Genomic DNA, 25,699 nt, shown 5'->3' with positions numbered 1-25,699 from the left:
TCAGTCGGGATCGTGGGGTGATGCCGTCAGAAGGCCCTTCTCGGTGATCGCGGCCAGGGACAGCGTCCGGTATCCCATGGACTCGAACAGCACCGTGACGCGGTCGCCCTCCTCGCTCATCACCGTGCCCTCTCCCCATTCCGCGTGCTGCACTCTGGTGCCCGCCTGGTAGGAGTCGGCAGACGCCGGTGAAGGAGGGGCTTCGTTCGTGTCTCCCACTCCGTCGACGACGGTGTCGCCCGCCGAAGCCGTCGCGCACACGTCGCAGGCTCCGCACGGCCCGTCGTACGGCTCACCGAAGTAGCCGAGCAGGAAGCGCCGGCGACAGCCCGTGGTCTCGGCGTACCCCAGCATCATGGCCAGCCTCGACTCCTCCAGCCTCCTGCGCGACCGGGCCTCTTCCGCCGCGCGCCCGACCGCTTCCTCGGCGGTCGTCCCGTCGGCGGCGCGCACCCGGCCGTCGTCCTCCGTGCGCACGGCCTCCGCCTGCTCCAGGAGATTGACCGCCGCCGTGACACGTCGGCGCGAGAGCCCCGTCTCCTTCGCGAGGACGTCCGGCTCGACGGGACCCTCGTGCTGATGGAGCTGCTCGGCCACCGTGCCCAGCGTCTCCTCGTCCGGCGCGCGGGTCGCGAAGAGGCGTTGGAGGCCGCTGTCCTCGGGCCGGTAGTGGAGCACGGCGACCGCAGGCTCTCCGTCCCGGCCCGCTCGGCCGATCTCCTGGTAGTAGGCGTCGAGCGAGCCGGGCACGGACGCGTGCAGCACGAACCGTACGTCCTCCTTGTCGATGCCCATGCCGAAGGCGGAGGTGGCCACCACGACGTCGATCTCACCGGCCAGGAAGGCGTCGTGCGCCAGGGAGCGCTCATCGGCCGTCAGCCCGGCGTGGTAGGGGGCCGCGGACAGGCCCAGCTCGGCGAGATCGTCCGCGTACGCCTCGGCGTCCCGGCGGGTGGCGGTGTAGACGATGCCCGGCTTGGGCTCCGTCGCGGCGCGTTCGACGACCACCCGGCGTTTGTCGGCGTCGTCCAGGAAGCGGTGCACCTCCAACGCGATGTTGGGCCGGTCGAAACCGGCCACGACCAGCGCGGGCTCCCGCATGTCGAGCCGCTCCACGATCTCCTCGCGCACCGGTGGGGCGGCCGTGGCGGTCAGGGCGAGGACGGTGGGCCGGCCCACCCGCTGGATCGCCTGGGCCAGGCGCAGGTAGTCGGGACGGAAGTCGTGACCCCAGGCGGCGACGCACTGGGCCTCGTCGACGACGAACAGCGAGGGCGCGACCTCGGCCAGCAGCTCGACCACCTCGTCCTTGGCGAGCTGCTCGGGGGAGAGGAACAGGAACTCGGCGTCGCCGTCGCGGACCGCGTCCCAGGCGGCCTCGACCTCTCCGGCCGCCTGGGAGGAATTGACCGCGACGGCCTCCGGGGCGGCGTCGTGACTCAGCAGGCCGGCGATCTGGTCCCGTTGCAGGGCGATGAGGGGGGAGACCACCACCGTGGGCCCCGGCAGCAGCAACCCTGCCACCTGGTACACGGCCGACTTCCCGGCGCCGGTCGGCATGACGGCCAGCGTGTCCCGCCTCCGCACGACCGCTTCCATCGCGGACAGCTGCCCCGGCCGCAACGCGCTCCAGCCGAACACCTCGGCAGCGGTCCGCGTCAACCGCTCCCGGACGCTTCTGTCGGGCATATCGGCTCCCTCCACGGCCTGGGACCAGGGGCGGGTGTCTAGCCCCTGGCGTCTCCCCGGTCGTCGGAGCAACCGCGTTCCCCGTATGGGCAGACACAAGCCCCGTGGACACAAGCCCCGCGGACACAACCCCCGGGTCACGGCCGTGCCTCAGGCCACGCGGATGCCCACGATGCAGGTGTCGTCGTCCGTGTCGGACCTGCTGTGCGTGAGCAGACGGTCCAGCTGCTGGTCCAGCGTCGGCGGGACCGCCCGCGCGACCGTCAGGAACTGCGCGAGGGACTCCTCGACGGACCGGTCCCGGCGTTCGATCAGACCGTCCGTGTACATCAGCAGCGTGTCGTCGACGGCGAGCTGCACCTCGTGCTCCTCGTACACCGCCTCCGGTACGGCACCCAGCAGCAGCCCCTTGACCAGCGGCAGCGGCGCCGCGTCCGAGCCGCGCACCAGGACCGGCGGCAGATGTCCGGCCCGCGCCCAGCGCAGGGTGTGGTTCTCGGGGTCGTACAGGCCGCAGACCGCCGTCGCGGTCACCGCACCGGTCAGATGGTGGGCCACCATGTTGAGCCAGGACAGCAGCTGACCGGGCCCGGCACCGGTCACGGCCAGTCCGCGCAGCGCGTTGCGCAGGACGACCATGCTGGTGGCCGCCTCTATGCCGTGCCCGGCGACGTCCCCCACGCACAGCAGCACCAGCCGGGACGGCAGCACGACCGCGTCGTACCAGTCACCGCCGACCAGGTGCTGGGTCTCGGCGGGCCGGTAGCGCACCGCCAGGTCCAGCCCCGGAACCGCCAGCGGCGCCTGCTCCGGGGGCATGATGGCGTGCTGCAACTGGAGGGTGAGCCGGTTGCGTTCGCTGGCCTCCTGCTCGGTGTGGGCGAGCTGGTCACGCGTGGCGGCGAGCGCGACCTCGGTCCAGTGGTGGGCGGAGATGTCCTGGTAGGCGCCGCGTACGACGTACAGCTGTCCCGACGAGTCGAGGACCGGTTCCGCCACGACCCGGATGTGCCGGGTGACCCCGTCGGGGCGCTGCAGGCGGAACGCGGTGGACGCGGGGCGGCGCTGGTGGAGCAGGGTGCGCAGGAACCGGCCGATGGCGATGGCGTCGTCGGGGTGGGCGTGGGCGGGCAGGTCCTCCAGCGGCACGGGCGTCTCGGAGGCGGGCTTGCCGTAGAGGTGGAAGAGCTGGCCGTTCCAGGTGATCTCGCCGGTGAGCAGGTTCTCCTCGAACCCGCCGATGCGGCCCAGGCGCTGGGCGTGCTGGAGCAGGCTCGCCAGGCGGGCCGTCTCGTCCTCGATGCGCCAGATCAGCAGGACGCTGCCGCCGTGCCGGCTGACGTTGATGTCGGCGACCGCCGCCAGCTGCACGTCGTCCACCAGCGCGGTCAGCCGCATCCGGTGGGCGCGGAACGGCTCACCGGTGGCGTAGACGCGCTCCACCCGCTCGAACAGCTCGCTCTGCCCCGCGGCCATCGGATAGGCCTCGAGGAGCAGCGCGCCGCTCACCACACCGCGCGGGCGCCCGGCCGGGTCGAGGAAGCGGCTGTTGACGTGGTGGATGCGGAAGTCCACGAGGCGCCCGTCGGGCCCCAGGTGCGGCACCAGCACCAGCGCCGGGTCGTGCAGCCCGTCGGCCAGGTCCATCAGCTCGGTGACGTCCGGCAGCAGCCGCGGGCCGGCGGCGCCGTCCGGGCGGTGCAGCGCGTACGTCTCCAGCGTGTGCGCACACAGCTCGGCCAGCGCCTCGACCTGCCGGACGATCGCCGGCAGAGGCGACTCCAGCGGTGCCGGCCAGACGATCTCCAGCACCCCGTGGATGCGCCCGCCCGCCTCGGCCGGTACGGCGACCCGCCCGCCGTCGCCGTGGTGGTGCTGCCCGATGGACGGCAGTCCGGTCTCGGACAGGCTGCGGATCCACTGCCCCGTGCGCTCGGTGAGCCCGCGCCGTGCCACGGTCGTCACGCCCGGCGGCACATGCCGCCAGCGTCCGGCCTCGGCCGGTGCGAACCCGGCGCTGCCCGCCAGGGTGAGCGAACCGTCCGCGCCCAGCGACCAGATGGCCACCGCTTCGGCGCCCAGCGGGGTCAGTGCGTGCTCCAGCAGGGAGTCGGCGACGGCCTGGGTGTCCTGCGCGGCCAGCACCCCGCTCTCGGCTGCTCGCAGCCGTACGGCGGAGGAGTGCGCGTCGGCCGGGTCGTCGCCGGTGCCCCCGTCGGCCGGGTCGGCGGCGGCGGTGGCGGCGAGGAAGGCGCTGGTGACCTCCGAGAGCCGGTCGCGCGAGGCCTGGTTGATCACCTCGACGGCGAACTCCAGCGGGGTCACCCCCGCCTGCTCGGCGAGCTCGGTGAGCTGGCGCGAGGCCTGCACCGGACCACAGCCGAGGCGTTCGACCAGGATGCCCTTGGCCAGTTCGATCAGGGCCCGCCCGTCCGCCTCGGCCTGCGCCGCCCGCACCTCCTCACGCAGCCGGGCCACGGTCGCCGCCAACCTGCCGACGGGGGACGCCTCCTCGCGGAGCTTCGCCCCGGACGGCTTACCGTCCTGGAGCGCGGGCTGTTCGCCCACGGCGGCGCTCTGCGGGTCGGGCGGCTGACGGAGATCACTCACGGTGGGCCTGCTTCTCGGCTGGGTTCGTCACACGGGCGGCTGCTGGTCGGGGCGTGATCTCACGCGGGCAGCCACCGCCGCACCCGGGCCATGAGGTCGCTCGTGTCGACCGGCTTGGTGACATAGTCGTTGGCCCCCGACGCGAGGCTCTTCTCCTGGTCGCCCGGCATGGCCTTCGCGGTCACCGCGATGATCGGCAGTTCCGCGTACTGCGGCATCGACCTGATCTCCGTGGTGGCCGTGTAGCCGTCCATCTCCGGCATCATCACGTCCATCAGGACCAGCGAGATGTCCGGGTGGGCGAGCAGCATCTCGATGCCCTTGCGGCCGTTGTCCGCGTGCAGCACCTGGAAGCCGTGCAGTTCCAGCACCCCGCTCAGCGCGAAGAGGTTGCGGGCGTCGTCGTCGACCACCAGCACCGTCCGGCCGAGGAACGAGTCGTCCACCACCTGCGCGGCGGGCCGCTGCGGTTCCTCGGAACGCACCAGCGACAGCACGTCACCGGGCTGCTCGGCGGCCAGATGCAGGGTGATGCGCTCGCGCAGGTCGTCCAGGCTGGACAGGAAGTCCAGCGGCCGGTCGCCCGCCAGGGCCCGCAGCCCCTGCTCCTGGCCGAGGGACACCCGGTGCCCGGTGTGCACCAGGACGGGCACACTGGCCAGCGCCGAGTCGCCGCGCATGGCCTCCAGGAAGTCCGCGCCCTCGTCGTGCGGCATGCCGAGTTCGAGGACGACACAGTGGCAGGGGTCGGCCGCCAGCGTGCTCGCCGCCTCCTGCGCCCCCACGGCCGTGATGATGTCGATCCCCCCGTGCGGATCGTCGGAGTCCTGCGCGAGATCCGCGACCGCCCGCTCGGCGACCAGCGTGAGCAGGCCGCGCGGCCGCTCCTCGATGACCAGCAGACGGCGCCTGCGCTGCTCGGAGGAAGGCGCCGGGGCCGTGAGAGCGCGGGGGGCCGACTCCTCCACGGCGTCGTCCACGCCGTCGTGCGCCTGCTCCAGCTGCCGCGCCCCGCCGTTCTCCAGCAGCTCCTCGAAGTCGGCGCGGGCCACCGGGAGATGGAGGGTGAAGGTGCTGCCCTGTCCGGGCGTGCTGTCCACGGTGACCGCGCCGCCCAGCAGGTGGGCGATCTCGCGCGTGATGGACAGACCGAGCCCGGTACCGCCGTACTTGCGGCTGGTCGTGCCGTCGGCCTGCTGGAACGCCCCGAAGATCGTCTCCAGTTGCTGCTGCGGGATGCCGATGCCGGTGTCCTTGACCCGGAACGCCACGATCGGTCCGCCGCGGTGCACGCCCGGCGGGACCTCCCGGTCGGCGGCGGGCTCGATGCGCAGCTCCACCCCGCCCTGCTCGGTGAACTTCACCGCGTTCGACAGCAGGTTGCGCAGGATCTGACGCAGCCGGGAGTCGTCGGTGAGCAGGTCGACCGGGGTGCCGGGCGCGGTGGCGACCGTGAACTCCAGGCTCTTCTGGGAGGTCATCGGCCGGAACGTCGCCTCGACGTACTCCAGGAGCTGGCGCAGCGGCACCCGTTCCGGCGTCACGTCCATCTTGCCCGCCTCGACCTTGGACAGGTCGAGGATGTCGTTGATCAGCTGGAGCAGGTCGGAGCCCGCCGAGTGGATGATGCCCGCGTACTCGACCTGCTTCGGGGTGAGGTTGCGCGAGGGGTTCTGCGCCAGCAACTGGGCCAGGATCAGCAGGCTGTTGAGCGGGGTGCGCAGCTCGTGGCTCATGTTGGCCAGGAACTCCGACTTGTACTTCGAGGCCAGCGACAGCTGCTGGGCCCGGGTCTCCAGTTCCTGGCGGGCCTGCTCGATCTGGAGGTTCTTCGCCTCGATGTCGCGGTTCTGCGAGGCCAGCAGGGAGGCCTTCTCCTCCAGCTCGGCGTTGGAGCGCTGAAGTTCCTCCTGCTGGACCTGCAACTCCTCGGAACGTGCCTGGAGTTCGGCGGTCAGCCGCTGTGACTCGTCGAGCAGCTCGTCGGTGCGGACGTTGGCCACGATGGTGTTGAGGTTGACACCGATGGTCGGCATCAGCTGGGCCAGGAAGTCCTGGTGGATCTGGGTGAAGCGGCTGACGGACGCCAGCTCGATCACCCCGAGCACCTGCTCCTCGACCACGATCGGCAGCACCACCAGCGCAGTCGGGGACACCTGCCCGAGACCGGAGGAGATGGTGACGTACCCCTCGGGCAGCTCCTCCACGGTGACCATACGGCGGTTGCGCGCGGCCTGTCCGACCAGCGAACGCCCGACCGGGATCCGCGTGGGCCGCTCCTCGTCGTCCGGATAGCCGTACGACCCCACCAGCCGAAGCTCGTGCCCGCGCACGGTGTCCTCGGCCAGGAAGAAGGCGCCGTACTGGGCCGACACCAGGGGAGCGAGCTCGTCCATGATGAGCTCGGCGACCACGGGCAGGTCCCGGTGGCCCTGCATCAGGCTGGAGATCCGGGCCAGGTTGGTCTTGAGCCAGTCCTGCTCCTGGTTGGCCCGGGTGGTCTCGCGCAGGGACTCCACCATGGAGTTGATGTTGTCCTTGAGCTCGGCGACCTCACCGGAGGCCTCCACGTTGATCGAGCGGGTCAGGTCGCCCTCGGCGACGGCGCTGGCGACCTCGGCGATCGCGCGGACCTGCCGGGTGAGGTTCCCGGCCAGTTCGTTGACGTTCTCCGTCAGCCGCTTCCAGGTGCCCTCGACGCCCTCGACCTCGGCCTGTCCGCCGAGGCGCCCCTCGCTGCCGACCTCGCGGGCCACGCGGGTGACCTCGGCGGCGAACGAGGAGAGCTGGTCGACCATCGTGTTGATGGTCGTCTTCAGCTCCAGGATCTCGCCGCGCGCGTCGACGTCGATCTTCTTCGACAGGTCGCCGTTGGCCACCGCGGTCGTCACCAGGGCGATGTTGCGGACCTGCCCGGTGAGATTGTTGGCCATGGAGTTGACGTTGTCGGTGAGGTCCTTCCAGGTGCCGGCCACGTTGGGCACGTGCGCCTGACCGCCGAGCCGTCCCTCGGTGCCGACCTCGCGGGCGACGCGGGTGACCTCGTCGGCGAACGCGGACAGCGTGTCGACCATGGTGTTGATGACGTCCGCGAGGGCCGCGACCTCGCCCTTGGCCTCGACGGTGATCTTCTGCGAGAGGTCACCGCGGGCCACCGCGGTGGCGACCTGGGCGATCGAGCGGACCTGCCCGGTGAGGTTCGACGCCATCACGTTGACGTTGTCGGTGAGGTCCTTCCAGGTCCCCGACACGCCCCGCACGATCGCCTGTCCGCCGAGGTTGCCCTCGGTGCCGACCTCGCGGGCGACGCGGGTGACCTCGTCGGCGAAGGCGGAGAGCTGGTCGACCATCGTGTTGATGGTCTCCTTCAGTTCCAGGATCTCGCCGCGGGCGTCCACGGTGATCTTCTGGGACAGGTCGCCGTTGGCCACGGCGGTGGCGACCTGGGCGATCGAGCGGACCTGTCCGGTCAGGTTGCCCGCCATGAAGTTCACGGAGTCCGTGAGGTCCCGCCAGGTGCCCTTGACGCCCTTGACGTCCGCCTGACCGCCCAGGCGCCCCTCGGTGCCGACCTCGCGGGCGACACGGGTGACCTCGTCACCGAAGGCGGACAGCTGGTCGACCATCGTGTTGATGGTGTTCTTGAGCTCGAGGATCTCGCCGCGGGCGTCGACGGTGATCTTCTGCGAGAGGTCGCCCTGCGCCACCGCCGTCGTCACCTGGGCGATGTTGCGGACCTGGGACGTCAGGTTTCCGGCCATGAAGTTGACCGAATCGGTGAGGTCGCGCCAGACGCCGCCCACCCCGGGCACCTGCGCCTGACCGCCCAGACGCCCTTCGCTGCCGACCTCGCGGGCGACGCGGGTGACCTCGTCGGCGAACGCGGACAGCTGGTCGACCATCGTGTTGACGGTCTCCTTCAGCTGAAGGATCTCCCCGCGCGCGGGCACGTCGATCTTCTGGGACAGGTCGCCCTTGGCCACCGCGGTCGCCACCTGCGCGATGTCACGGACCTGCGTGGTCAGGTTGCCCGCCATCGCGTTGACCGAGTCGGTCAGGTCCGCCCAGGTGCCGGAGACGCCCGGGACCTCCGCCTGGCCGCCCAGGGTGCCCTCGGTGCCGACCTCGCGGGCCACCCGGGTGACCTCGGACGTGAACACGGACAACTGGTCGACCATGCCGTTGAAGACCGTGGCGATGTCGCCCAGCAGACCCTGTCCGTCGGACGGCAGCCGGGTGCCGAAGTCGCCGTCGCGCACGGCGGTCAGCCCGGCCAGCAACTGCCGCAGTTCCTGCTCGCCCGGGGCCTGCTCCCGAGCCTCCGTGGACGTGCTGGTCATGGCACCCTCGTTCCGCTCCCCAAAGAGCCCCCGCGCCGGGGACTCGGAACCGCGCCGGGCCCCTTCTCGGAGCCCGCTCACCAGCTGCGTTCCCGCACCCCACGGGGCTGCCCGATGAGAAATCCGTCGAAGGTTAACCCAGGTTCCGAGCGGCGGCCAAAGCATGGCGGGAGCGTGGTGACACAGCGAAAATACAGGTCACGCCCCTGGTGTGAGCGGGGCGATCCCGGGTACTCGTCCCCATTTTCAGATATCCGGGTCCGTCGCCGCCAGGGCGTCCTCCAGGGTCGGGTGAAAGGGCACGAAGGTGTCCAGCCCCACGAGCTGCAAGGTGCGCAGCACGGCCCCCCGCGCCCCCACCAGCCGCAGCCAGCCCTGCGCCGTCTGAGTCGAGTGGAAGGCGCCGATCAGGGCGTTGACACCGCTGGAGTCCATGAACGTGACCTGGCTCAGGTCGACCACCACCCGGCGACCGGCAGCCGTGTCCGCCGGGGACAGGGCCCGCGTCAGGCCGCCCACGCTCTGGTGGTCGATCTCTCCGTCGAGACCGACGACGGTGATGTCGTCGGTCTCGGTGCGGACCACGGTCAGTCTGCCGTGACCCACTGCTTCCCGGTTGTCTGCCACTTGTTGCGTCCTCTGCGCGTTCGATGGGTGCTCTCACGCCGTTGTTGCCACCGGTGCCCAGGAAGTCCGAGTGCGAAGCATGCGACGGCTTTTTCGTTCTGCGGCGGCACCGATCCTGGCCGGTACAGGAGTAAGGCGCGCAGGACGGGGTAACCGCGCGCCCATGAACGGGGTACTGGAGTTGGTCGGCGGGATGCGGTTCCTGCCTGAGGAGTGTTCGCGGATGCCGGAAGCCGCACCTGTCGAGGTGACCGTGGCCCTGGACGGAGCGGACGGCTGTATCGCCGACGCGCGGGACCAGACGTCGAAGTTCCTGACGCGGGTGCAGGGGGAGTGGGGGCTACCGGTGTCGGCCCGCACCAGGGATCTGGGGCAGCTGGTGGTGAGCGAACTGGTCACCAACGCGCTGAAGTACGCGCCGGGGCCGGCGCTGCTGCACCTGAGCATCCGTGAGGGCATGCTGGAGATCGAGGTGTGGGACAGCGACCCCACCCTTCCGCTGGCGCGCGCCGCCGACGCCGGACGGGTGGGGCAGCACGGTCTGGAGATCGTGATGGCGGTGGTCCAGGGCTTCGAGGCCCGCAGGGAGTCCGTCGGCAAGCGCATCACGGCCCGGCTGACCCTGTCCGACGGCGGTCCGGACTTCCCCGACTGAGGGGAGCCCGGGCCGGGGGCGACCGGCTCAGTCCAGGTGGTCGGCCACGAGCAGCGCGAACTCGTCGGGGGTGGCGAGCCGGATGCCCAGCTCCTCCGCTTTGGCGCGCTTGGATCCCGCGCCCTCGCCGGCGACCACGAGGGTGGTCTTCCGCGAGACGCTGGAGGAGGAGCGGCCGCCCGCCCGCTCGACGAGTTCGTTCATCTGGTTGCGGCTGAGGCTTGCCAGGGGCCCGGTCATCGCGCCGGTGACGACGACCGTCATGCCGGCGAGCGGCCCTGCGTCCGGGGCGTCGGCCGCTTCGGTGGTTCCCGCCGTGTCGCCCGCGTCCGCCGCGGGCGGGGGTGTGGCGCCGGGTTCGGTCATGTTCACCCCGGCCGCGGCGAGTCTGTCGATCAGCTCCGACAGCTCGGCCAGCTCCGCGACGATGGAGGGCGCCTTCTCGGAGCCGATGCCCTCGACCTGCTGGAGCGCCTCGGCGTCGGCGGCACGGATGTGGTCCATCGTGGCGAAGTGCCGGGCGATGCGGCGGGACATGGAGCGGCCGGTGCCGCGGACCCCGAGCGCGCACAGCACCCGTGACAGCGGCCGCGTCCGGGCGGTGTCGATGGCGGCCAGCAGATTGTCCGTGCTGGTCGCGCCCATCCGCTCCAGCTCCAGCAGCTGCTCCCGGGTCAGGGCGAACAGGTCGGCCAGGTCCGTGACGAGTCCCGCCTCGACGAGCTGCACGACCCGCGTGGCACCCAGGCCCTCGATGTCGAGCTGGTCGCGGCCGGCGGCGTAGGACAGGGACGCCACGAGATGGCAGTTGCGGCCCTGCTCGCACCGCCAGCGTTCCTGACCGGTGTCGATGGCAGAGCCGCACCGGGGGCACACCTCGGGGAACACGATCGGCTGCTCGTCGCCGGTGCGCAGATGGGCCACCGGCGCCTCGATGCGCGGGATGACGTCACCGGCCCGGTGCACCATGACGTGGTCGCCGAGGCGCAGGTCACGGCGGGTGATGTCGGCGGGGTTGTGCAGGGTGGCGTAGGTGATGGTGGCGCCGTCGATCTGCACCGGCTCCAGGACGCCGCGCGGAGCGATGATGCCGGTGCGGCCCACGTTCCACTCCACCCCTACCAGGCGGGTGATCTTCTCCACCGCCGGAATTCTTTGTCGAGTGACTGTTGTTGTTCAGCTTCGTTGAAGGGAGTGTGACAGAGGAACTGGGCATCCCGAGGTACTGGCAGCTGCACCGGCTCGATCTGAAACGCGATCTTGCACAGCTGGAGCCATTCTTCGTCGGGGGTGTTGAGGATCTAGCACAGCGGGCACGGCTACGCGGGGCTCGTCACGGGCAGAGGTTCGTGCTGGGTCCGGATGGAAGACCTGATCCGCGAGTCAATGCCTGCCTGACCTCGGCGAAGTGGCGCAATCTGGGTAGGGAGACGGAGAGGGATTACTCCTACTCGCTTGTGGTGTGGCTCAACTTCCTGCACATCCTCGGCGCGCGGTGGTGGGAGGCCACCGAGGATCACGCGGAAGAGTTCCTGTTCTGGCGTGTCACGGACCCGGCGAACCGTGAGCGCATCCAGACGAACTCCTTCTCCCGGGACCTCGCCGGCTTGAAGAAGTTCTACAAGTGGGTCGGCCGAAAGTATGGGATCGTCAACCCGTTCGAGGACTTAGATGCGCCCGCGATCGCACGGAGGTCGAACGTCAAGTGGTTCGATCCTGCAGGCTTCGCACGCTGGCTTGACCTTGGCATTCGCGGCATGGACCTGGACGGGCGTCCCGACCAGTGGTGGCGGGGCCGCAACGAACAGCGCGACACCGCCTTCTGCCAGGGCCTCTATGGCAACGGACTGCGAGTCGCCGAGTGGGCGAGCGTCGTGATTCCGGAGCTTCCGCACTACGACCGACGGCGGCACTACTACGCCTGCCACCTCGCCGATGCTTGCGCGAAAAGGGGCTACGGACACCCGTACTGGACACCGCGGAGCGCGATAAAGGGTGTCTTGTCCTACATGGAGGGGCCCCGGGCGGCCGCGGTCCGGAGGGCCCAACAGGCGGGACGCTATGAGCGAGTCCAGGACAAGCGCACGGTGCTTGCCACCCACGGTACCGACGCGGTCACTTTGGAGCGCCCGGAGGGTGGCGGTGAGAAGTGGCTGTGGAACGACGTTGGGAAGCTGACCCGGCTACGACTGTTTCACCGGACCGAGCATGGGTTGGAGCCTGTCGCCTTGTGGTTGAACGAGGACGGATTGCCTCGGGTCTGGACCGGCTGGGAACACACGTTTCAGGCCGCGAACGAGCGGATCGAGGGGCTGGGGTTGGAAGGCTTTGTCTGCAGCGCCCACATGCTTCGTCACTCCTGCGCCTTGAAGTGGTATTCGATCGGCAAGCTCGTGCGAGCGGCCCAGCTGGGGCACCTGGGCGAGGAAGAACGGGCTGACTTCCGCGAGGAGTTCGGCAGCACATGGCATCTTGTCCAGACGATGCTGGGGCACCGCAGCGTCGAGACCACGAAGGAGGTCTACCTCGAGCCGTTCAGGATCCTGGACGTCGAGGTGCTGCTGGCGCACGCTGAGGGCTTTTCCGTTGCGGCGTTCATGTCCGAGGTGTTCGCCAACCATCCGCGTGTCCGCACGGATCCGCTGGCGGTGATCCGGTGACCGGTCGGAGGGCCTCCTTACCCCCGGGCGGGCCGAGGACCAGACGGGGTCGCCTCGATGCCGGCCCGGGCAGGATCGTGGTGCGGTGTTTCAGCGCGGACGGCTCCGAGTCCGAGGACTACGACTTCACGCCGCTGACCATGCCGGCAGGGCTGCGGGACGAACTGGTCGCTGCGTTCACCAAGCGCACCGCCCCCGGCGCTGGGCTGACGTCGCTGTACTCGACCAATCATGTCTTCAAGACCGTGAGGAACCTCGACCGCTATCTGGCGACGCTCCCCTGGCCGCCCCGGCAGCTGGCCCAGATGACGGTCGAGCAGTTCGACGGATTCCTCGCCTTTCGTTCGACCGAGACGACCAACGCCGCAGATGAACTAGGGCAGTTGAAACTGCTGTTGTTGCACGGTAAGGGAGTATCGGACACGCTCGCGGCCCGCTTGGCCTCACAGCTTCCGACACGGGACAGGACTAGGTCCGAGGAGAGCACGCCGAGCAAGCAGAGCTACAGCCGGACGGAATTCCAGCGGATCACGGCCGCCGCGCGGGCCGAGCTGCGGGTGGCCGCACGCCGGATCAGGGCGAACCGGAAGCTTCTGGAGCAGGCGAGGCGGGGCGAGGCGGTAGCCAGCACAGGTCCGCTGGCCACCAGGATCCGCCTGCTGGACTTTGTTGACCGCTACGGTGACGTCCCCCGAGAGCCTCGCCCAGTCGGCATCCACAGGGGGAGGTTGTTCCCGGCGAAATGGGTCCAGAAGTTCGGCTCGGTCAAGGAGATCGTCTCCTGGCTCCATCTGACGATCGAAGAGGCGGGGGCCGGGGCGGTGCTGCTGGCAGCGATGACCGGCGAGAACCCGCAAGTGATCTTCAGGGTCCCGGCGGCGCACCATCGCGCGGACGGCTATACCGGGCAGACCGGCACGGCGATCGTCGATCTACTCAAACCCAGACGTCAGCGCCGCGCTCACATGACCCTCGCGCTGAGCGACGTCCCAGACTGGATCAGCGTCCCGGACAAGCCCGAGGACCTCACCACCAGCGATGAACTGCACACGTCCTTTGGGCTCTACGTCCTGCTGCACGAACTGACGGGTCGGTCCCGGGCATTGGCCGGCGGAAGTCGGCTCCTGGTCGGCTATGCCGGCGGCAGTGGTCACAGCATCGGGCCCGGCCTGCGACCTCTGAACCACAACTCGTACATCAAAGCGCGGGGCGTAGCGTGGGGGCTGGTCGCGGACCAGCATGACAAAGACGGAGAGACGGTCCCGTTGCCGCTGCGGCTCGATCTCCTGAGGCTCACACACATCGAGCTCTACCAGCGGCCGGTCGCACACACCGAGAAAACCGCCACGACCTACATGCTCCGCAACCGCGGCAATGTCAATGAGTACCGACAGGTCGTGGCGAAGGCCCTGACCGATGAGGTCGACAAGGCCCGCACACGGGGACGGGTGGCCACCTTGTCCGCCGAGTACCTCGCCAGGGCCGAGGCCGACCCCGAGCGGATGGCCGCCGAACTTGGCCTGACGGCAAAGACGCTCAGGCGCATGATCGCCGGGGAGCTCGACACCGTGTTGGCTGCCTGCAGCGACAACCTCGGCGGCCGGCACGGCCCGCCCGGGGAACCCTGCCGGGCCTCCTTCATGCTCTGCCTGAGCTGCGAGTGTGCCAGGGCGCTGCCGCGGCACCTGCCGGTCCAGGTCCTGGTCCACGACCGGCTGGTGGAGCGTCGCGAACAGGTCGACGCGTTGCGCTGGGCGAGCCGGTTCGCTGGCCCGCAGGCTCAGCTGGCAGACCTGCTGGCCGAGCACGACGAGAGTGCCGTCGCCGACGCCCGTGAGGGCGCCACCGATGCCGACCACGCGCTGGTCGACCGATTCCTGAACAGGGAGCTCGACCTACGATGACGACGCCCGCCTTCGACCTCGAGTGGGGAGAGATCCCCGCCGGGACCTTCTGGCCCCAACCCGACACACTTGTCCTGCTCAAGCGAGATCTGCGGCCCGACGCCGACCGGACGAGGCTGTCCTGCTTCGCTGACACTGTGTGGGACCTCAATGCGGCCATCTTTGAGGACCACTACCGGGCCACTTCGCTCAACTTTGACCTGATCCCCGCAGCCCTGCGGTTGGCAACCAAGCACTACTGCTGGCAGTTGCTGAATCATGGACGGCTTTGGGTCCCGCCCGGCGCGAAGCGGAGCCGGATCAGCGTCACGACCGTGCACCTGCTGTTTGTCAACGAGTTGCAGTTCATTATCGACTGGCTTGCGCAGCGGGGAATCACAGCCTTCTGCCAGATCACCAACGACCTCCTGGACGCTTTCGTCGACGCGGTATTGGACGAGGAGGACCCCCTGACGGGGACCTTCCGCACGCTCACGGAGATCCGTCGGCTCTGGGGCCACCGCGAGATCCTCCCACCAGCGATGCGGCTGCCCCAGGCCCCGCCCTGGGCCGGAGAGGACACCGCCGAGATTCTAAGGACTGGCTCGACTGCCCGCAGAGAGAACCGCACCCCTCGCATCGCTGAGCCCACCATGCAAATGCTGCTGAGCTGGGCGGTCCGCTTCCTGGAGGTCTTCGCAGACCCCATCCTGGCCGCCCGCGACGAGCACGCCGCGCTCTACCTGCGGACACCGGAAGGGCGCCGCTTCACAGCGGCCCAGAACCAGAACCGGAATAGACCCGGCGACCTCGTGCCGAAGGTCCACGCCTACCTCGACAACCTCCGCCAGCAGGGAGGGGCGCTACCCGGTTCCCAGACGCCGGACGGTCGAAGGGTGATCCGCTGGCGCTACCTCGCTCTGATCCTCGACTGCGCGGATTCCATCAAGAACACTGGGACCGGCCGTCTGATCGCCGAGTCGGGGCTCCCTATCGGTGACCAAGCCCTGCTGAACACCAAGTTCACCCTGTCATGCGACGAAGGCCCCTGGCACCAGAACATCACTTACGACGAGGTGCCAGAGCTGGCCCGCTTGCTGAGCACAGCATGTTTCGTGATTGTGGCCTACCTGTCGGGCGCCCGCGCGGGGGAGGTGCTCAACCTGCGACGTGGCTGCGTGACCCGGGACGCAGACACCGGGCTGTGGTTGATGCGGGGGCTCTACTTCAAGGGCTCCCTCGACCGAGACGGCAACAAGATGCCCGAGGGGACCGTCCGACCCGACCCCTGGGTCGTCATCAAGCTCGTTGCGAGCGCCGTCGCGGTGCTGGAGCGGCTCCACCCGAGCCCGCTTCTCTTCCCAAGGCGCCTCGAGCCGTTCCATAAACGATGGGTCAACGAACGACGGCTCGGCGATGCCCGATCGGACGCCTCCATCGCCGGTGACCTGGGCGACTTCGTCCAATGGGTGAACCTGCAATGCACTCGCCTCGGCCGCACTGACCCCATCCCTGACGACGGCCGCGGCCCGCTGAAAGCCAGCCGGTTCCGCCGAACGCTGGCCTGGTTCATCCGCCGCCGACCCCGAGGCCTGATCGCCGCCTCGATCCAATACGGTCACGCCCACGTTCGCATGCTAGAAGGGTACGCAGGGAGCTACGAGTCCGGCTTCCCGGACGAGTACGCCTTCCAGGACTGGCTCTACCGACTCGAATGCTTCGCCGAGGACGAAGCCGCTCTGGCCGAAGGCGAGCACGTCAGCGGGCCGGCAGCCGAGGCCTATCGCACACGAGTCGCCGCAGCGAACCGAGAGTTCGCCGGCCGCGTGCTCAAGAACGAACGGCAGGCCCTGGACCTGATCGGCAACCCGCTCCTGCAGATCTACCATGGTGAGGGCATGACCTGCGTCTTCAACCCGGCCACGGCAGCCTGCCAGCTACGGGGCGACGCCAACGACCCACGGGTCACCCCGGATACCGACGACTGTAGGCCCAAGTGCCCGAACCTCGCACGAACCGACCGCGACATCGAATACGTCCGGAAGAAGATCGCCGACCTCGCCGAAATCATCGCTGATCCGCTCGCGCCACCTATTCGCCACCAGCGAGACTGCCACGAGCTCGAGCGCCTGCAGGCCGTCCTCCGCGGCCACGAGGAAGGAGCTACCAGTTGATGACCGCGATCCCGCTCAACGGCGAGACCGACCCGACCCGACGGGCGATCATCGCTGCCATGAATCGGCTCTTCTCCGGCACCGCCAAGCGATCGGCCGGGCGCCTCAACGTCTCACAGCTGGCCATTGAAGCCGACGTCCAGCGCTGGCACCTGACTCACCAACACCAAGATCTCAAGGATCTCTTCCAAGCCCGGGCGGCAGCCGAGGAAGCCAAACGCGTGACCCACGTCCGCGAGCAGGACGCCTACCAGGAACTCAAGAAGAAGCACGCCGACCTGCAGAAACACGCACGACTCCTCGAAGAGCGTTTACAGCTGTACGCCACAGCCGTCAACTTCCTCAGCCTCGAACTCCAGGCCGTCACCGAGCGCACCGAAGACACAGCCAAGGTCCGGGTCATGCCCCGTCGGCCCCGACAGCTGCCCTGACGATTCTTTGACCAACTGATACGTGAGTGGCGGAAGTTGAGGTTCCGCGCTGATGTGCAGAAAATACCGGATTTTGGGGTGTGCGCCCGAGTGGTGGCGCTCAGGCTGCCGATGGCAGTGCGTCGGCCGTCCATGTAGAGACGGATTTCGCTGGAGGTCTGGAGGCGCATCCAGGACAGCTAGGGGAGGGTCCGCTCGTCCTCTCGAGAAGTAGCAGGGGCTGTTGCATGATCGGTTCTGTCCGGAACATCGGGCTGGTTCGCAGTTAGGGTGGGACACCCCGGTTTCGGGCGGGGGCGAACGCAGTGCAGGCACGGTCCCAGTGATCAAGAAGATGCAGGAGCAGGCACGGACTCGCCAGGTGTTCATGGGACTTCGACACTCACACCCCACCGCGCTGGCCCAACTGGGCCGGACTGCCGCGCCGGTCCCGCTGGAGGACGCGGTCGCACTGTCCGGCTTCCTGGACCTGGTGCCCGACCCGAGAGGCGTCCGTGGCCGCCGCTACCGGTTGTCCGCCCTGGTCGCCGCGGCCGGGGGCGAGTGTCCTGGCCGGTGCCCGCTCGCTCACCGCGATCACGGAATGGATCAGCGACGTCCCCGCGTGGGCCTGCCGGGTTCTCGGCTTCCCCACCGACCCGCTCTCCGGCACCGTGCCCGTCTCGCACCCCCACACCCTGCGCCGTCTGCTCGTCCAACTCGACGGCGACGCCCTGGACCGGGCGATCGGCGACTTCCTCACCGCCCGCGCCGCCCCGGCCGGCCCCGGACTGCGGGCGATCGCTGTCGACGGCAACGCCCTGCGCGGCTCGCGCACCCACGTCACCGGGCATGTCACCCTGCTCGCCGCGATGGACCACACCGGTCACGTCCTGGCCCAGCGGCAGGTCGCCGACGAGAGCAACGAGATCCCCGCCATCCGGCCCCTGCTGGACAGCGTCGACCTGACCGGCACGGTCATCACCGCCGACGCGCTGCACACCCAGCACGTTCACGGCCCATACCTCCGCGAGCGTGGTGCCCACTACATCGCCCAGGGCAAGGCCAACCATCCCGGTCTGTTCGACCGCGTCCGCCGCCTGCCCTGGCGCGAGATCACGCTCGACCACTACGACCGCACTCGGGCCCACCACTGCCTGGAGATTCGGCGGCTGAAGACCGCCGCCTTCACCCACCTCGACTACCCCGACGCACGCCAGGCCCTGCAAGTCGTGCGCTGGAGGGCGGACTTCACCACCGGCAGGCTCACCATCGAGCGCGTCTACCTGATCACCGGCCTGCCGCCCGGCGCGGCTACCGGCGCCCAGCTCGCCGACTGGATCAGAGGGCACTGGAAGATCGAAAATCTTCTGCACCACGTCCGCGACCGCACGTTCCGCGAGGACGACTCCAAGATCCATGCCGGCCATCTCCCGCGCATCATGGCCGGCCTGCGCAACCTCGCCATCGGCGTACACCGTCAGGACGGCCACACCAACATCGCCGCCGCCCTACGCCACACCGCTCGCGACTGGCGAAGGCCCCTGACCGCCCTCGGCATCACCGGATGAACCCGGACAGATCTCGATCATGCAAAGGACCCTGCGAGAAGTAGTGGCAGCCGCAGCATCGCTTTGCCAGTTCCGGTTCTGCGTTGGATCGCTGCTGGGGCGTGTGTCTCCAGCACGGTTCCTCCCGTCAGTGGCAGATTGTTTCGGTTTTAGAGCGCTGCGACGCAGCTGGCGGTGCGGCGCCTTCGGCGGTGGTGGCAACTGCATTCGAAGCTTTGAAATATGTATCGATCCAGGACAACCCTCCCAGGTCGAGTCGTTGGCGGGCACGCGTAATGGCGACATAGGCGAGACGTGCGTCGGCGTCGTTCACTGATTCTGGGATGGGGCGCCCCTCAGCATCGAACTGATCGGTGTTTTTAGGGGGCGGGAAGTCGTCACCGATCCGAACCATGGGCCATTCGCGGCCCTTGGCTTTGTGAGCGGTGGAGACGATTACGTCGGCATCGTCATCGTCGGTGAGTTTGTCGACCGCAGTGAGGATTGCCTCTGGACCGTGCGTGTCGACGAGGTCGACGAAGGGTTGGAGGTCGCCGCCGGCGGGGTCGTATGCCGCGTAGTCCTGCACTTCGCCCCAGGAAGTGAAAAGGACGAGTTCGGGGTGGCTGGTTCGGCGGCCTTCTTTGAGGTCGCGTGCGGCCAAGGCCAGTGCGGAGAGTGTGTGTCCGCCGCGGGCCAGGGCGACGCGGCGGCCTTCGGTGAGGAGCTGTATGACTTCGGCCATGGCGCCGATGTTGGTGCGACAGAGCACTGCATCCGGGTTTGCGATGTCACCAATTTCCGTGGGCATCGTCTCGCTTCCGGTCAACCGGATGGGCGCCTCGACGAGTTCGAGCCAGCGGTTGGCCTGTTCGGCGAGGAGAGGTCCGAAGCGGAAGGAGCGGGTGAGAGGGAGTGCGGTGGCGTCGTCGAAAGCGGTCATCACGTCGCGGGCGCCGCGCCAGCCGTAGATGGCCTGTGCGGAGTCGCCCACCATGACGAGCTGGGCGTGGTCGCGCTGGGCATGGAAGACCTGTTCCAGGACAGGGTTGGTGTCCTGGGCTTCGTCGAGGAAGAGGAAGTCCGCTTCGATCTTCGGCTGGGTCAGGGCCCACATCTTCAGATAGTGATCGTGTTCGAAGTGGACCACACCCTGGTTGGGGTTCTGAAGATCGGCCCACGCTTTCACCGCGAACGGAAAGATCACGTCGGCGAGTTGGGTGTGCTCGGCAGGTGTCGCCAGGCGGCGAAGCCGCGGTACATGGTGGCGGCTGAGAGCTCGGTCAGCGGAGTAGCAGAAGCGCTTCACGGCGCGTAGCGCCGTGTTGGAGAGCGTCCTGTGGCTGATCTCGTGATCGCCGATGCGGACGGGCTGGGTGATGCCGAGGGCCTGACCGGTTTTCCAGGCGGGTTGGCGCGGTCCGTTGAGGCGACCGGCATACCGGTGGCCCAGGGCGGCGTACGCGGTCGCATGGGCGGTTCTGCATGTCACCGTGCGCGGGAAGCGCGTAGCGGCGTGGCAGGCGATGTCCTTGTTGAAGGCGACGTAGCGGCCGCGTCGTTTGGTGCTGGCGGCGAGCATCTCGAGGGTGGTGGTCTTGCCGGTACCGGCTCCCGCTTGCAGGGAGAGGTGGTGTCCTGCTCGGAAGGCGTCGACGGCGTGAACCTGCTCGTCGGTCGGGGTGGACACAGAGGCTCCTTAAGAAGGGGCGGAGGCGCACGTGCCTCTTGGCCGGCGGTGGGGATGGCTCAGGAGTGTGCGCGCGGCGCAGAGCAGTAGCTCTTCCGGGGTGTGCTCGCCCAGCAGTTCTTCCAGCTGGCTTGTCAGATGGCGGGTACGGTTTTCTGCGTCGCGGACAACGGCATCGGTCACGACCTGTCTCAGGAAGTCTCGGGGCCGTTGACCGTGGGCTGCCGCAGCTTGGCGGACGGTGGTGTGGGCGGCAGGGCTGAGGGCGACGTTCAGCAGGACCCGGCCCTGCTGGTCCGGGTAGTGGGTGGTGAGAACGTCGATCGGCAGTACGGCATCGAGCCGGTGGCGTAGCGCCCGCACGGCGCGGCCAGGACTCATGGCGCGCTGCAGGGCCAGCAGTCTGGTGCGGCTGGTGTCGCAGGCCAGAGCCACGACACGACGGGCACGACACAGCTCATCGTCAGTGGCGGGCCGGGTTAGGGCGATTTCGACCGCGTGGTGGCCGGTCATGGCTGTGGCGCCATTCTGCTTCGGTCGGTAGGCCCTGGACGTCGTCTGATCGCGGGGAGCCGGGTGTGGATGTGGTCGTGGTGGACGATCGGATCGAAGGGCTCCCACTCGGCCACGGCCACGTCGGGGGCCGTGGGAATGGCGGCGTGTTCTGGGCAGCGCTGGGCTCGCCAGCGCAGTTGATCGGCATAGGGCAGATGCGTGAGCGCGTAGACGGCCATGACGTCCCCGTGCAACGGAAGTTGGCCGTACGTAGCAGTGGTGGGCACGAGGGTCCAGACGCCTGCCGGGGACCCAGGTGTGAGCAGTGGACTTGTACAGCGGTGACGGCGGCGGGTCTGTGCGACGCACTGGATCTCGTCCACCGGGCGGCTGGCCAGGTAGCGGACGTACAGGAGTTGTACGACAGGTCGGGCCGGCCGACACGTAGCCGTCGGGAAGTCATCGCTGTTCGACGGAGCGGAAGGGAGAACGAATGCGCCGCAGTCGATCAGGCGGCGGGTGTTGACCGCCAGAGCGCGGCGCAGTCCTGCCAATTCGGGGGCAGGAGGGGCGTCGCGGGCAGGGCACACCAGGGCGTGCGGCAGGCGGCACCAGTCGCTGCCGTCGCCCGCTGGATGAGCGACACCGCGGCTGACGTGCCAGTGGCAGGTAGCAGGCACCTTCTCGGCGGGCAGTTCGTCAGGATGCAGGCGGACGGGCCGCTCGTTGGTGCGGTGGTACCACTCGATGCGGTTGCCGCAATCCCGACAACGGTCGCTTTGGCCGCACCGCAGCAGACGGCTGGCACTGTCGCCGCTGATGCGGAGGGAACGCCTGCTGTGGACGTGGACGGGGCTGCCGTCCCGGTGATGTGGGGAAGGGGGTGTGGGGCGCATGTGGGCGAACCTGCCAGCCAACACGCCGCTCGGCCGGTGTCGCTGCCGCAGTTGTCCCCTGGACGGCCGTACTTGTTGAGACTGGCTTTCGAGGGTGCGACAGCGTGTTCGCTTCGGGTCACCAATTCGAGCGGATGGCGAATGCCGTCCCGAAGGCGGTCAGTCGTCCGCCTTCGACGGGGGTTCGTGTCCGGTGCACAGGGTGGAGAAGAACTCATCGAGCGGAGTGCTGAGGGCGTGCGCGAGGGCGTGCCAGGTCTTCAGAGTCCCGATCGTGCGGCCCTGCTCGATCTCGATGAGAGTCCGTCGGGCGAGGCCGCTACGGGCGGCGAGCTCGTCATAGCTCCATCCTCGGGCCGCCCGAAGACGCGCGAGCTCCAGGCGGAGTGCCTCGAAGTCCGGATCGGGAGGAAAGATCGTCACTTGACCATCCGAAGGTGCAGACCCCTGCCCTGTCAGTGCAGACCTCTGCCCTATTTCTCCAGGTGGCGGCTCGGCGGGAGGGCAGACATCTGCACTACCGTGTGCGGCCGTCGCTCTCTCTTGAGCGGACAACGGCGCGGGACGGGACTGGGAGGAGCACGCGCCCTATGAGGCTCCGCACAACACACCCAACGGCGAGGCGTGCCTGGATTGTGGAGTTGCGGCCCAGTTCTGGCGGGCCGCAGCTTGTGTGTCAGCAGTGCGACCACCGGGGCGCGCTGCCCGCTACCGCATCCGCGCGCTCTGCGGCGCTCGAGCATCTGGCTGGACATGCTCGGCGTGACGTTCTGCCGCCATACCTGCGCACCTGTCAGTGCCATGAACGAGGCTGTCGCTGGCACCCCCGGCACCGTGGCTGCGCCGGTCCTATCCGTTTGCTTCTCGCGCGCGAGCGGGGTGGGCGGCTCTGGCGCCTCGCCGATGCGTGTACGGCCTGTGCGTCGGTGACGGAGCAGGCCGCCATGGTTCCGGAAACCTTCCTGTGTACGGCCGTGGTGTCGTCGGACAGTGTCGACCGGCGCCGCAAGCGACGACCCAGGGGGCCGGGTGACCATATTCGGGTCCGGGAGATGCTCAGTTACCTGGCCGCAGCCCTGCCAAGCCACACCGGGGCCGGGGCCCGGCTGCTCGCCGTACAGTGCGCACTACGCATGGACTCTCAAGGGCGGGTCCGGCTGCCGATTGGAGTCCTGCGCAGCCTTCGCCTCGGCCGCGATCCGCTGCCGTGGAGCGAACTGGAGCAGGCGCGGTGGCTCCGTAGAACGCCGATCGTCTCCGGCTCTGCTGGCAGGGTGGTGGTTGCCCAGGTCCTCGACGAAATGTTGTTTGCTCCCGCACGCCCAGACCGCAGGAGCGCTGCTGACTGGGCGCTACGCATGGCGAAAAGCGGCTGTGAGGGCACCGTTGACCCCGTCGTACGGCTGACCGCCCTCTGCCTTGCGGCACACACGGACCCATCAGCCGGTCGAGGGTGCGCTGAGACGGACCGGATCGCGCGTGAGTGCGGACTCGTCCCTGCGGCTCTGTATCCGGTGCTCGACCGGATGGCGGCATCCCTCATCTCCTGGAGCGTGGGCCTTGCCTCAGGGGACCTGCGCTGGGAGCTGCTGCCGAAGGGCGGTCAGTGTCAGCAGGCGGTAGGTCGATCGAGCGGCGCTGGGAGTCCCGAGGGATGACGTGCCCTGGCCGGTGCTTGCTCCGTTATGGAAGGTGTCGGTCGGCTGCAAACCGTTGCCCGTCCGCCCCGTCCTGAGTTGCTGCACCACGCCTGAGTGAGCTGCGTCGAAGAGCCGATTTTCTCAACTGCTCTGCCCGGTTGGGGAGGTGACGGGGTGGTGCCCGTTTCGTTCGTTGCTCACCTCGACCCGCGCCCGGTCGCCCCGTCGGAACCGGCAGCGCGTCTGGTCGCCGACCTCGTGCTGGAACGGGACTGCCTCGATCCGGCGCAGCATCACCGAGCCGTCCTGGGACTCGCCGACAGGATCGGCCAACGCCTCCGCGGCGAAGGCCGGATCGCCGGCGGGCTCACCCTCACCGTGCCCTACGCCGACCGCAGTTCCAGTACGCGTACCCTCATATTGCCGGACCCCACCAACTACTCACCCACCCTCGTAGCGGCGGCCCTGGGTCTGCTGACAGGCCTCGGGCTGCAGCGAGCGTGAGCCCGGTCGTTCGTGATCCGCGCCGACGGCCTGCTGCCGGCAGACGACGTCTGCCAGTCAGCTCTCCCTGGATCCTCGTGACGCTCGTGCCCGCACAGCCGAAGCCGCCGCCGACCGCCCCCGCCGACGCTTCGGGGCGGAGGCCGTTCGTCCAGCCGCCCTGACTGACCGCTGACACCGCGAACCGCTGGTTACTGGCGAAAACTGATCATATGGGGCATGGTGTTTGGCTCCCGTTTCTGGCTTGTGGCGACATCGTCCGCAGGACAGGGCCGGCAGATCTACCGTCAACGCAACATCGTCGGACACTGCTTCAACCTGCTCAAAGGCTTCCGTGGAATCGCCACCCGATACGAGAAGACCGCCACCTCCTACGAAGCAGCGGTCACAGCGTCATTCCTGCTCTGGGCAAGATCAGTTTGCAGACGGACCTTAGTAGGGCCTGGTCAGGTTCGTATGGGGGTGGGTATGTCGCGGTGGCAGGTGGGGCAGGCACCGTTCCAGGTGGCTAGGAGTGTCTGGAGGTCGCGGACGACCTGGTAGAGGCTCAGACCTGCACGGCGTCTTTTGGGTCTCGTGCCAGTCGTTGCAGGGTGCAGAAGGCGTGGGCGGCGGAGACGAGGGTGGCGTGGTGGTGCCAGCCGTTCCAGGTGCGGCCTTCGAAGTGGGCAAGTCCCAGGGCCTGTTTCATCTCGCGGTAGTCGTGCTCGATGCGCCAGCGCAGCTTGGCCAGCCGCACCAAAGTGGCCAGCGGCATCCCGGAGGGCAGGTCTGAGAGCCAGAACTGCACCGGTTCGGGTTCGGTGGCGGGCCACTCGGCCAGCAGCCAGCGTTCGGGCAGTTCAGGGCCGTCGCTGGCCTTGCGGACGCCTCGTCCGGCAGGTCGCACGCGCAGGGCCACGAACCGCGAATACATGCGCTTGAATCCGCTGATCGACTTGCCGGACCGGGAGCCTTCCCTCCAGGACACCGGCCTGGCAGCTGCCCGACCGGCTGCGATGACCAGCTCTTTCATGGTCTGCGCAGGCTCGGGGTACTGCATGGCCGGTGGCCGGCCGGTGCCCGCGTAGGCGGGCTGGACGGGCCGGGCGACCGCTGGATGGGCGGTGTGGCGGGAGGAAATGCCCACCGCATAGGGCAGGTTGCGTTCTTCCAGGCCGTGGCGGAAAGCGGCGGCATCCCGGTAACCGGCGTCCGTGACGACCAGGGGAATGTCGATGCCCCACGACCTGCTCTCGTCGATCATGTCCAGGGCCAGCTGCCACTTCTCCACATGCCCCACCCGGTCGGGGATGCCACAGCGGCTGCGGCGGGCGACCTTGTCCGCATCCGCCTCCGGAGAGGCCGGATCCCAGGACGCGGGCATAAACAGCCGCCAGTTCACCGCGGCCGAAGCATGATCCCGGGCCAGGTGCAGCGACACCCCGACCTGGCATTTGGTGACCTTGCCCGCGGTGCCGGTGTACTGCCGGGACACACACGCCGAGGCGTCCCCGTCCTTCAGGAAGCCGGTGTCGTCGACGATCAACGCCTCGGGCCGATCGCCTCCTGCATTCTCCAGGCCGTCCGGGCCCGCACATGCGCCGGATTTCACGGGCTCGTCGTCACAAAGTGGGCCAGCGCCTGCCGGTTACCGTCCTCACCGAGACGGGCCGCCATCGGCTCCACCGATTTACGTCGGCCGTCCAGCAACAGCCCGCGCACATACGCCTGCCCCCACCGCCGCTGATCCGCACGGAAGAACCCGTCGAACAACTCCGCCGCGAACGCCTCCAGGTCCTCCCGGACCCCGGCCATCTCCTCAGGTGTCACACCACCCCAACGACCCTCATGGACCAGCAGACACTCCACCCACGAGTGAAGATGACCAAGCCCT

15 protein-coding genes and 2 pseudogenes are annotated in these 25,699 nt (G+C 68.8%); 8 read left to right on the top strand and 9 right to left on the bottom strand.

Translation table 11 applies throughout. The features are described from left to right. The 4 genes from AQJ54_RS28180 to AQJ54_RS28165 form a co-directional block, all read right to left on the bottom strand. On the bottom strand, positions 1–1,689 hold the full coding sequence (locus AQJ54_RS28180) for a RecQ family ATP-dependent DNA helicase (protein WP_062241923.1): 1,689 nt from the start codon (positions 1,687–1,689) through the stop codon (positions 1–3). Between the two features lie 150 nt (positions 1,690–1,839). Then, on the bottom strand, positions 1,840–4,299 hold the full coding sequence (locus AQJ54_RS28175) for a SpoIIE family protein phosphatase (protein WP_062241922.1): 2,460 nt from the start codon (positions 4,297–4,299) through the stop codon (positions 1,840–1,842). 59 nt (positions 4,300–4,358) lie between these two features. Beyond that, positions 4,359–8,639 (bottom strand): HAMP domain-containing protein, encoded by a 4,281-nt coding sequence (locus tag AQJ54_RS28170; RefSeq protein ID WP_062241920.1) that lies wholly within the window; start codon positions 8,637–8,639, stop codon positions 4,359–4,361. A 246-nt stretch (positions 8,640–8,885) separates the two neighbouring features. Continuing rightward, complete coding sequence (locus AQJ54_RS28165; RefSeq protein WP_062241918.1) at positions 8,886–9,266, bottom strand: STAS domain-containing protein; 381 nt, start codon at positions 9,264–9,266, stop codon at positions 8,886–8,888. A 163-nt stretch (positions 9,267–9,429) separates the two neighbouring features. Between AQJ54_RS28165 and AQJ54_RS28160 the strand changes: the two genes are divergently transcribed. After that, complete coding sequence (locus tag AQJ54_RS28160; protein ID WP_079070040.1) at positions 9,430–9,921, top strand: ATP-binding protein; 492 nt, start codon at positions 9,430–9,432, stop codon at positions 9,919–9,921. A 27-nt stretch (positions 9,922–9,948) separates the two neighbouring features. On the opposite strand, the pseudogene AQJ54_RS28155 reads toward AQJ54_RS28160, so the two are convergent. Beyond that, a pseudogene (locus AQJ54_RS28155) lies at positions 9,949–11,076 on the bottom strand (helix-hairpin-helix domain-containing protein); the annotation flags it as partial. 41 nt (positions 11,077–11,117) lie between these two features. Between AQJ54_RS28155 and AQJ54_RS45170 the strand changes: the two are divergent. The 5 genes from AQJ54_RS45170 to AQJ54_RS28130 all read left to right on the top strand — a co-directional run bounded on the left by AQJ54_RS45170 (position 11,118) and on the right by AQJ54_RS28130 (position 18,619). Beyond that, on the top strand, positions 11,118–12,581 hold the full coding sequence (locus tag AQJ54_RS45170; protein ID WP_159055561.1) for a site-specific integrase: 1,464 nt from the start codon (positions 11,118–11,120) through the stop codon (positions 12,579–12,581). 80 nt (positions 12,582–12,661) lie between these two features. Then, complete coding sequence (locus AQJ54_RS28145) at positions 12,662–14,485, top strand: hypothetical protein (RefSeq protein ID WP_062241916.1); 1,824 nt, start codon at positions 12,662–12,664, stop codon at positions 14,483–14,485. Further along, a complete protein-coding gene (locus AQJ54_RS46850; protein ID WP_062241914.1) occupies positions 14,482–16,638 on the top strand; it encodes a hypothetical protein in 2,157 nt (718 codons plus the stop codon). The genes AQJ54_RS28145 and AQJ54_RS46850 overlap by 4 nt, the downstream gene beginning before the upstream one ends. After that, positions 16,638–17,069: a hypothetical protein gene (locus AQJ54_RS46430; protein ID WP_062241912.1), complete on the top strand. Its 432-nt coding sequence runs from the start codon at positions 16,638–16,640 to the stop codon at positions 17,067–17,069. Before AQJ54_RS46850 ends, AQJ54_RS46430 begins: the two co-directional genes overlap by 1 nt. A 494-nt stretch (positions 17,070–17,563) precedes the next feature. Beyond that, positions 17,564–18,619, top strand: a complete 1,056-nt coding sequence (locus AQJ54_RS28130; protein ID WP_248845452.1) for an ISAs1 family transposase — start codon at positions 17,564–17,566, stop codon at positions 18,617–18,619. 127 nt (positions 18,620–18,746) lie between these two features. On the opposite strand, the gene AQJ54_RS28125 is transcribed toward AQJ54_RS28130, so the two are convergent. Continuing rightward, on the bottom strand, positions 18,747–20,288 hold the full coding sequence (locus AQJ54_RS28125; RefSeq protein WP_079070039.1) for a UvrD-helicase domain-containing protein: 1,542 nt from the start codon (positions 20,286–20,288) through the stop codon (positions 18,747–18,749). Positions 20,289–20,390: 102 nt separating this feature from the next. Between AQJ54_RS28125 and AQJ54_RS45765 the strand changes: the two genes are divergently transcribed. After that, positions 20,391–20,642 (top strand): hypothetical protein, encoded by a 252-nt coding sequence (locus tag AQJ54_RS45765; protein WP_062241910.1) that lies wholly within the window; start codon positions 20,391–20,393, stop codon positions 20,640–20,642. Positions 20,643–20,797: 155 nt separating this feature from the next. On the opposite strand, the gene AQJ54_RS46845 is transcribed toward AQJ54_RS45765, so the two are convergent. Together AQJ54_RS46845 and AQJ54_RS28115 are read right to left on the bottom strand one after the other, a co-directional pair. After that, a complete protein-coding gene (locus AQJ54_RS46845) occupies positions 20,798–21,679 on the bottom strand; it encodes a DUF6083 domain-containing protein (protein WP_079070057.1) in 882 nt (293 codons plus the stop codon). Positions 21,680–21,838: 159 nt separating this feature from the next. After that, positions 21,839–22,102 carry a helix-turn-helix transcriptional regulator gene (locus AQJ54_RS28115; RefSeq protein WP_062241908.1) on the bottom strand — a complete coding sequence of 88 codons (264 nt, stop codon included), beginning with the start codon at positions 22,100–22,102 and terminating at the stop codon, positions 21,839–21,841. Between the two features lie 1,394 nt (positions 22,103–23,496). On the opposite strand from AQJ54_RS28115, the gene AQJ54_RS46840 reads away from it, so the two are divergent. Then, complete coding sequence (locus tag AQJ54_RS46840; protein ID WP_248845451.1) at positions 23,497–23,823, top strand: DinB/UmuC family translesion DNA polymerase; 327 nt, start codon at positions 23,497–23,499, stop codon at positions 23,821–23,823. Between the two features lie 547 nt (positions 23,824–24,370). On the opposite strand, the pseudogene AQJ54_RS28105 reads toward AQJ54_RS46840, so the two are convergent. Continuing rightward, a pseudogene (locus AQJ54_RS28105) lies at positions 24,371–25,620 on the bottom strand (IS701 family transposase). Between the last annotated feature and the right edge of the window lie 79 nt (positions 25,621–25,699).

It is taken from the genome of Streptomyces griseorubiginosus, assembly GCF_001514195.1.
Lineage (GTDB): Bacteria > Actinomycetota > Actinomycetes > Streptomycetales > Streptomycetaceae > Streptomyces > Streptomyces griseorubiginosus.
Note: the sequence above shows the minus strand (reverse complement) of the source record. Positions and strands in the feature narration are given on the sequence as shown.

Coding starts and splice junctions, on each gene's coding strand:
- AQJ54_RS28180 (WP_062241923.1), bottom strand. CDS start 1,689: ATGCCCGACAGAAGCGTCCGGGAGCGGTTGACGCGGACCGCTGCCGAG.
- AQJ54_RS28170 (WP_062241920.1), bottom strand. CDS start 8,639: ATGACCAGCACGTCCACGGAGGCTCGGGAGCAGGCCCCGGGCGAGCAG.
- AQJ54_RS28160 (WP_079070040.1), top strand. CDS start 9,430: ATGAACGGGGTACTGGAGTTGGTCGGCGGGATGCGGTTCCTGCCTGAG.
- AQJ54_RS46850 (WP_062241914.1), top strand. CDS start 14,482: ATGACGACGCCCGCCTTCGACCTCGAGTGGGGAGAGATCCCCGCCGGG.
- AQJ54_RS46430 (WP_062241912.1), top strand. CDS start 16,638: ATGACCGCGATCCCGCTCAACGGCGAGACCGACCCGACCCGACGGGCG.
- AQJ54_RS46845 (WP_079070057.1), bottom strand. CDS start 21,679: ATGCGCCCCACACCCCCTTCCCCACATCACCGGGACGGCAGCCCCGTC.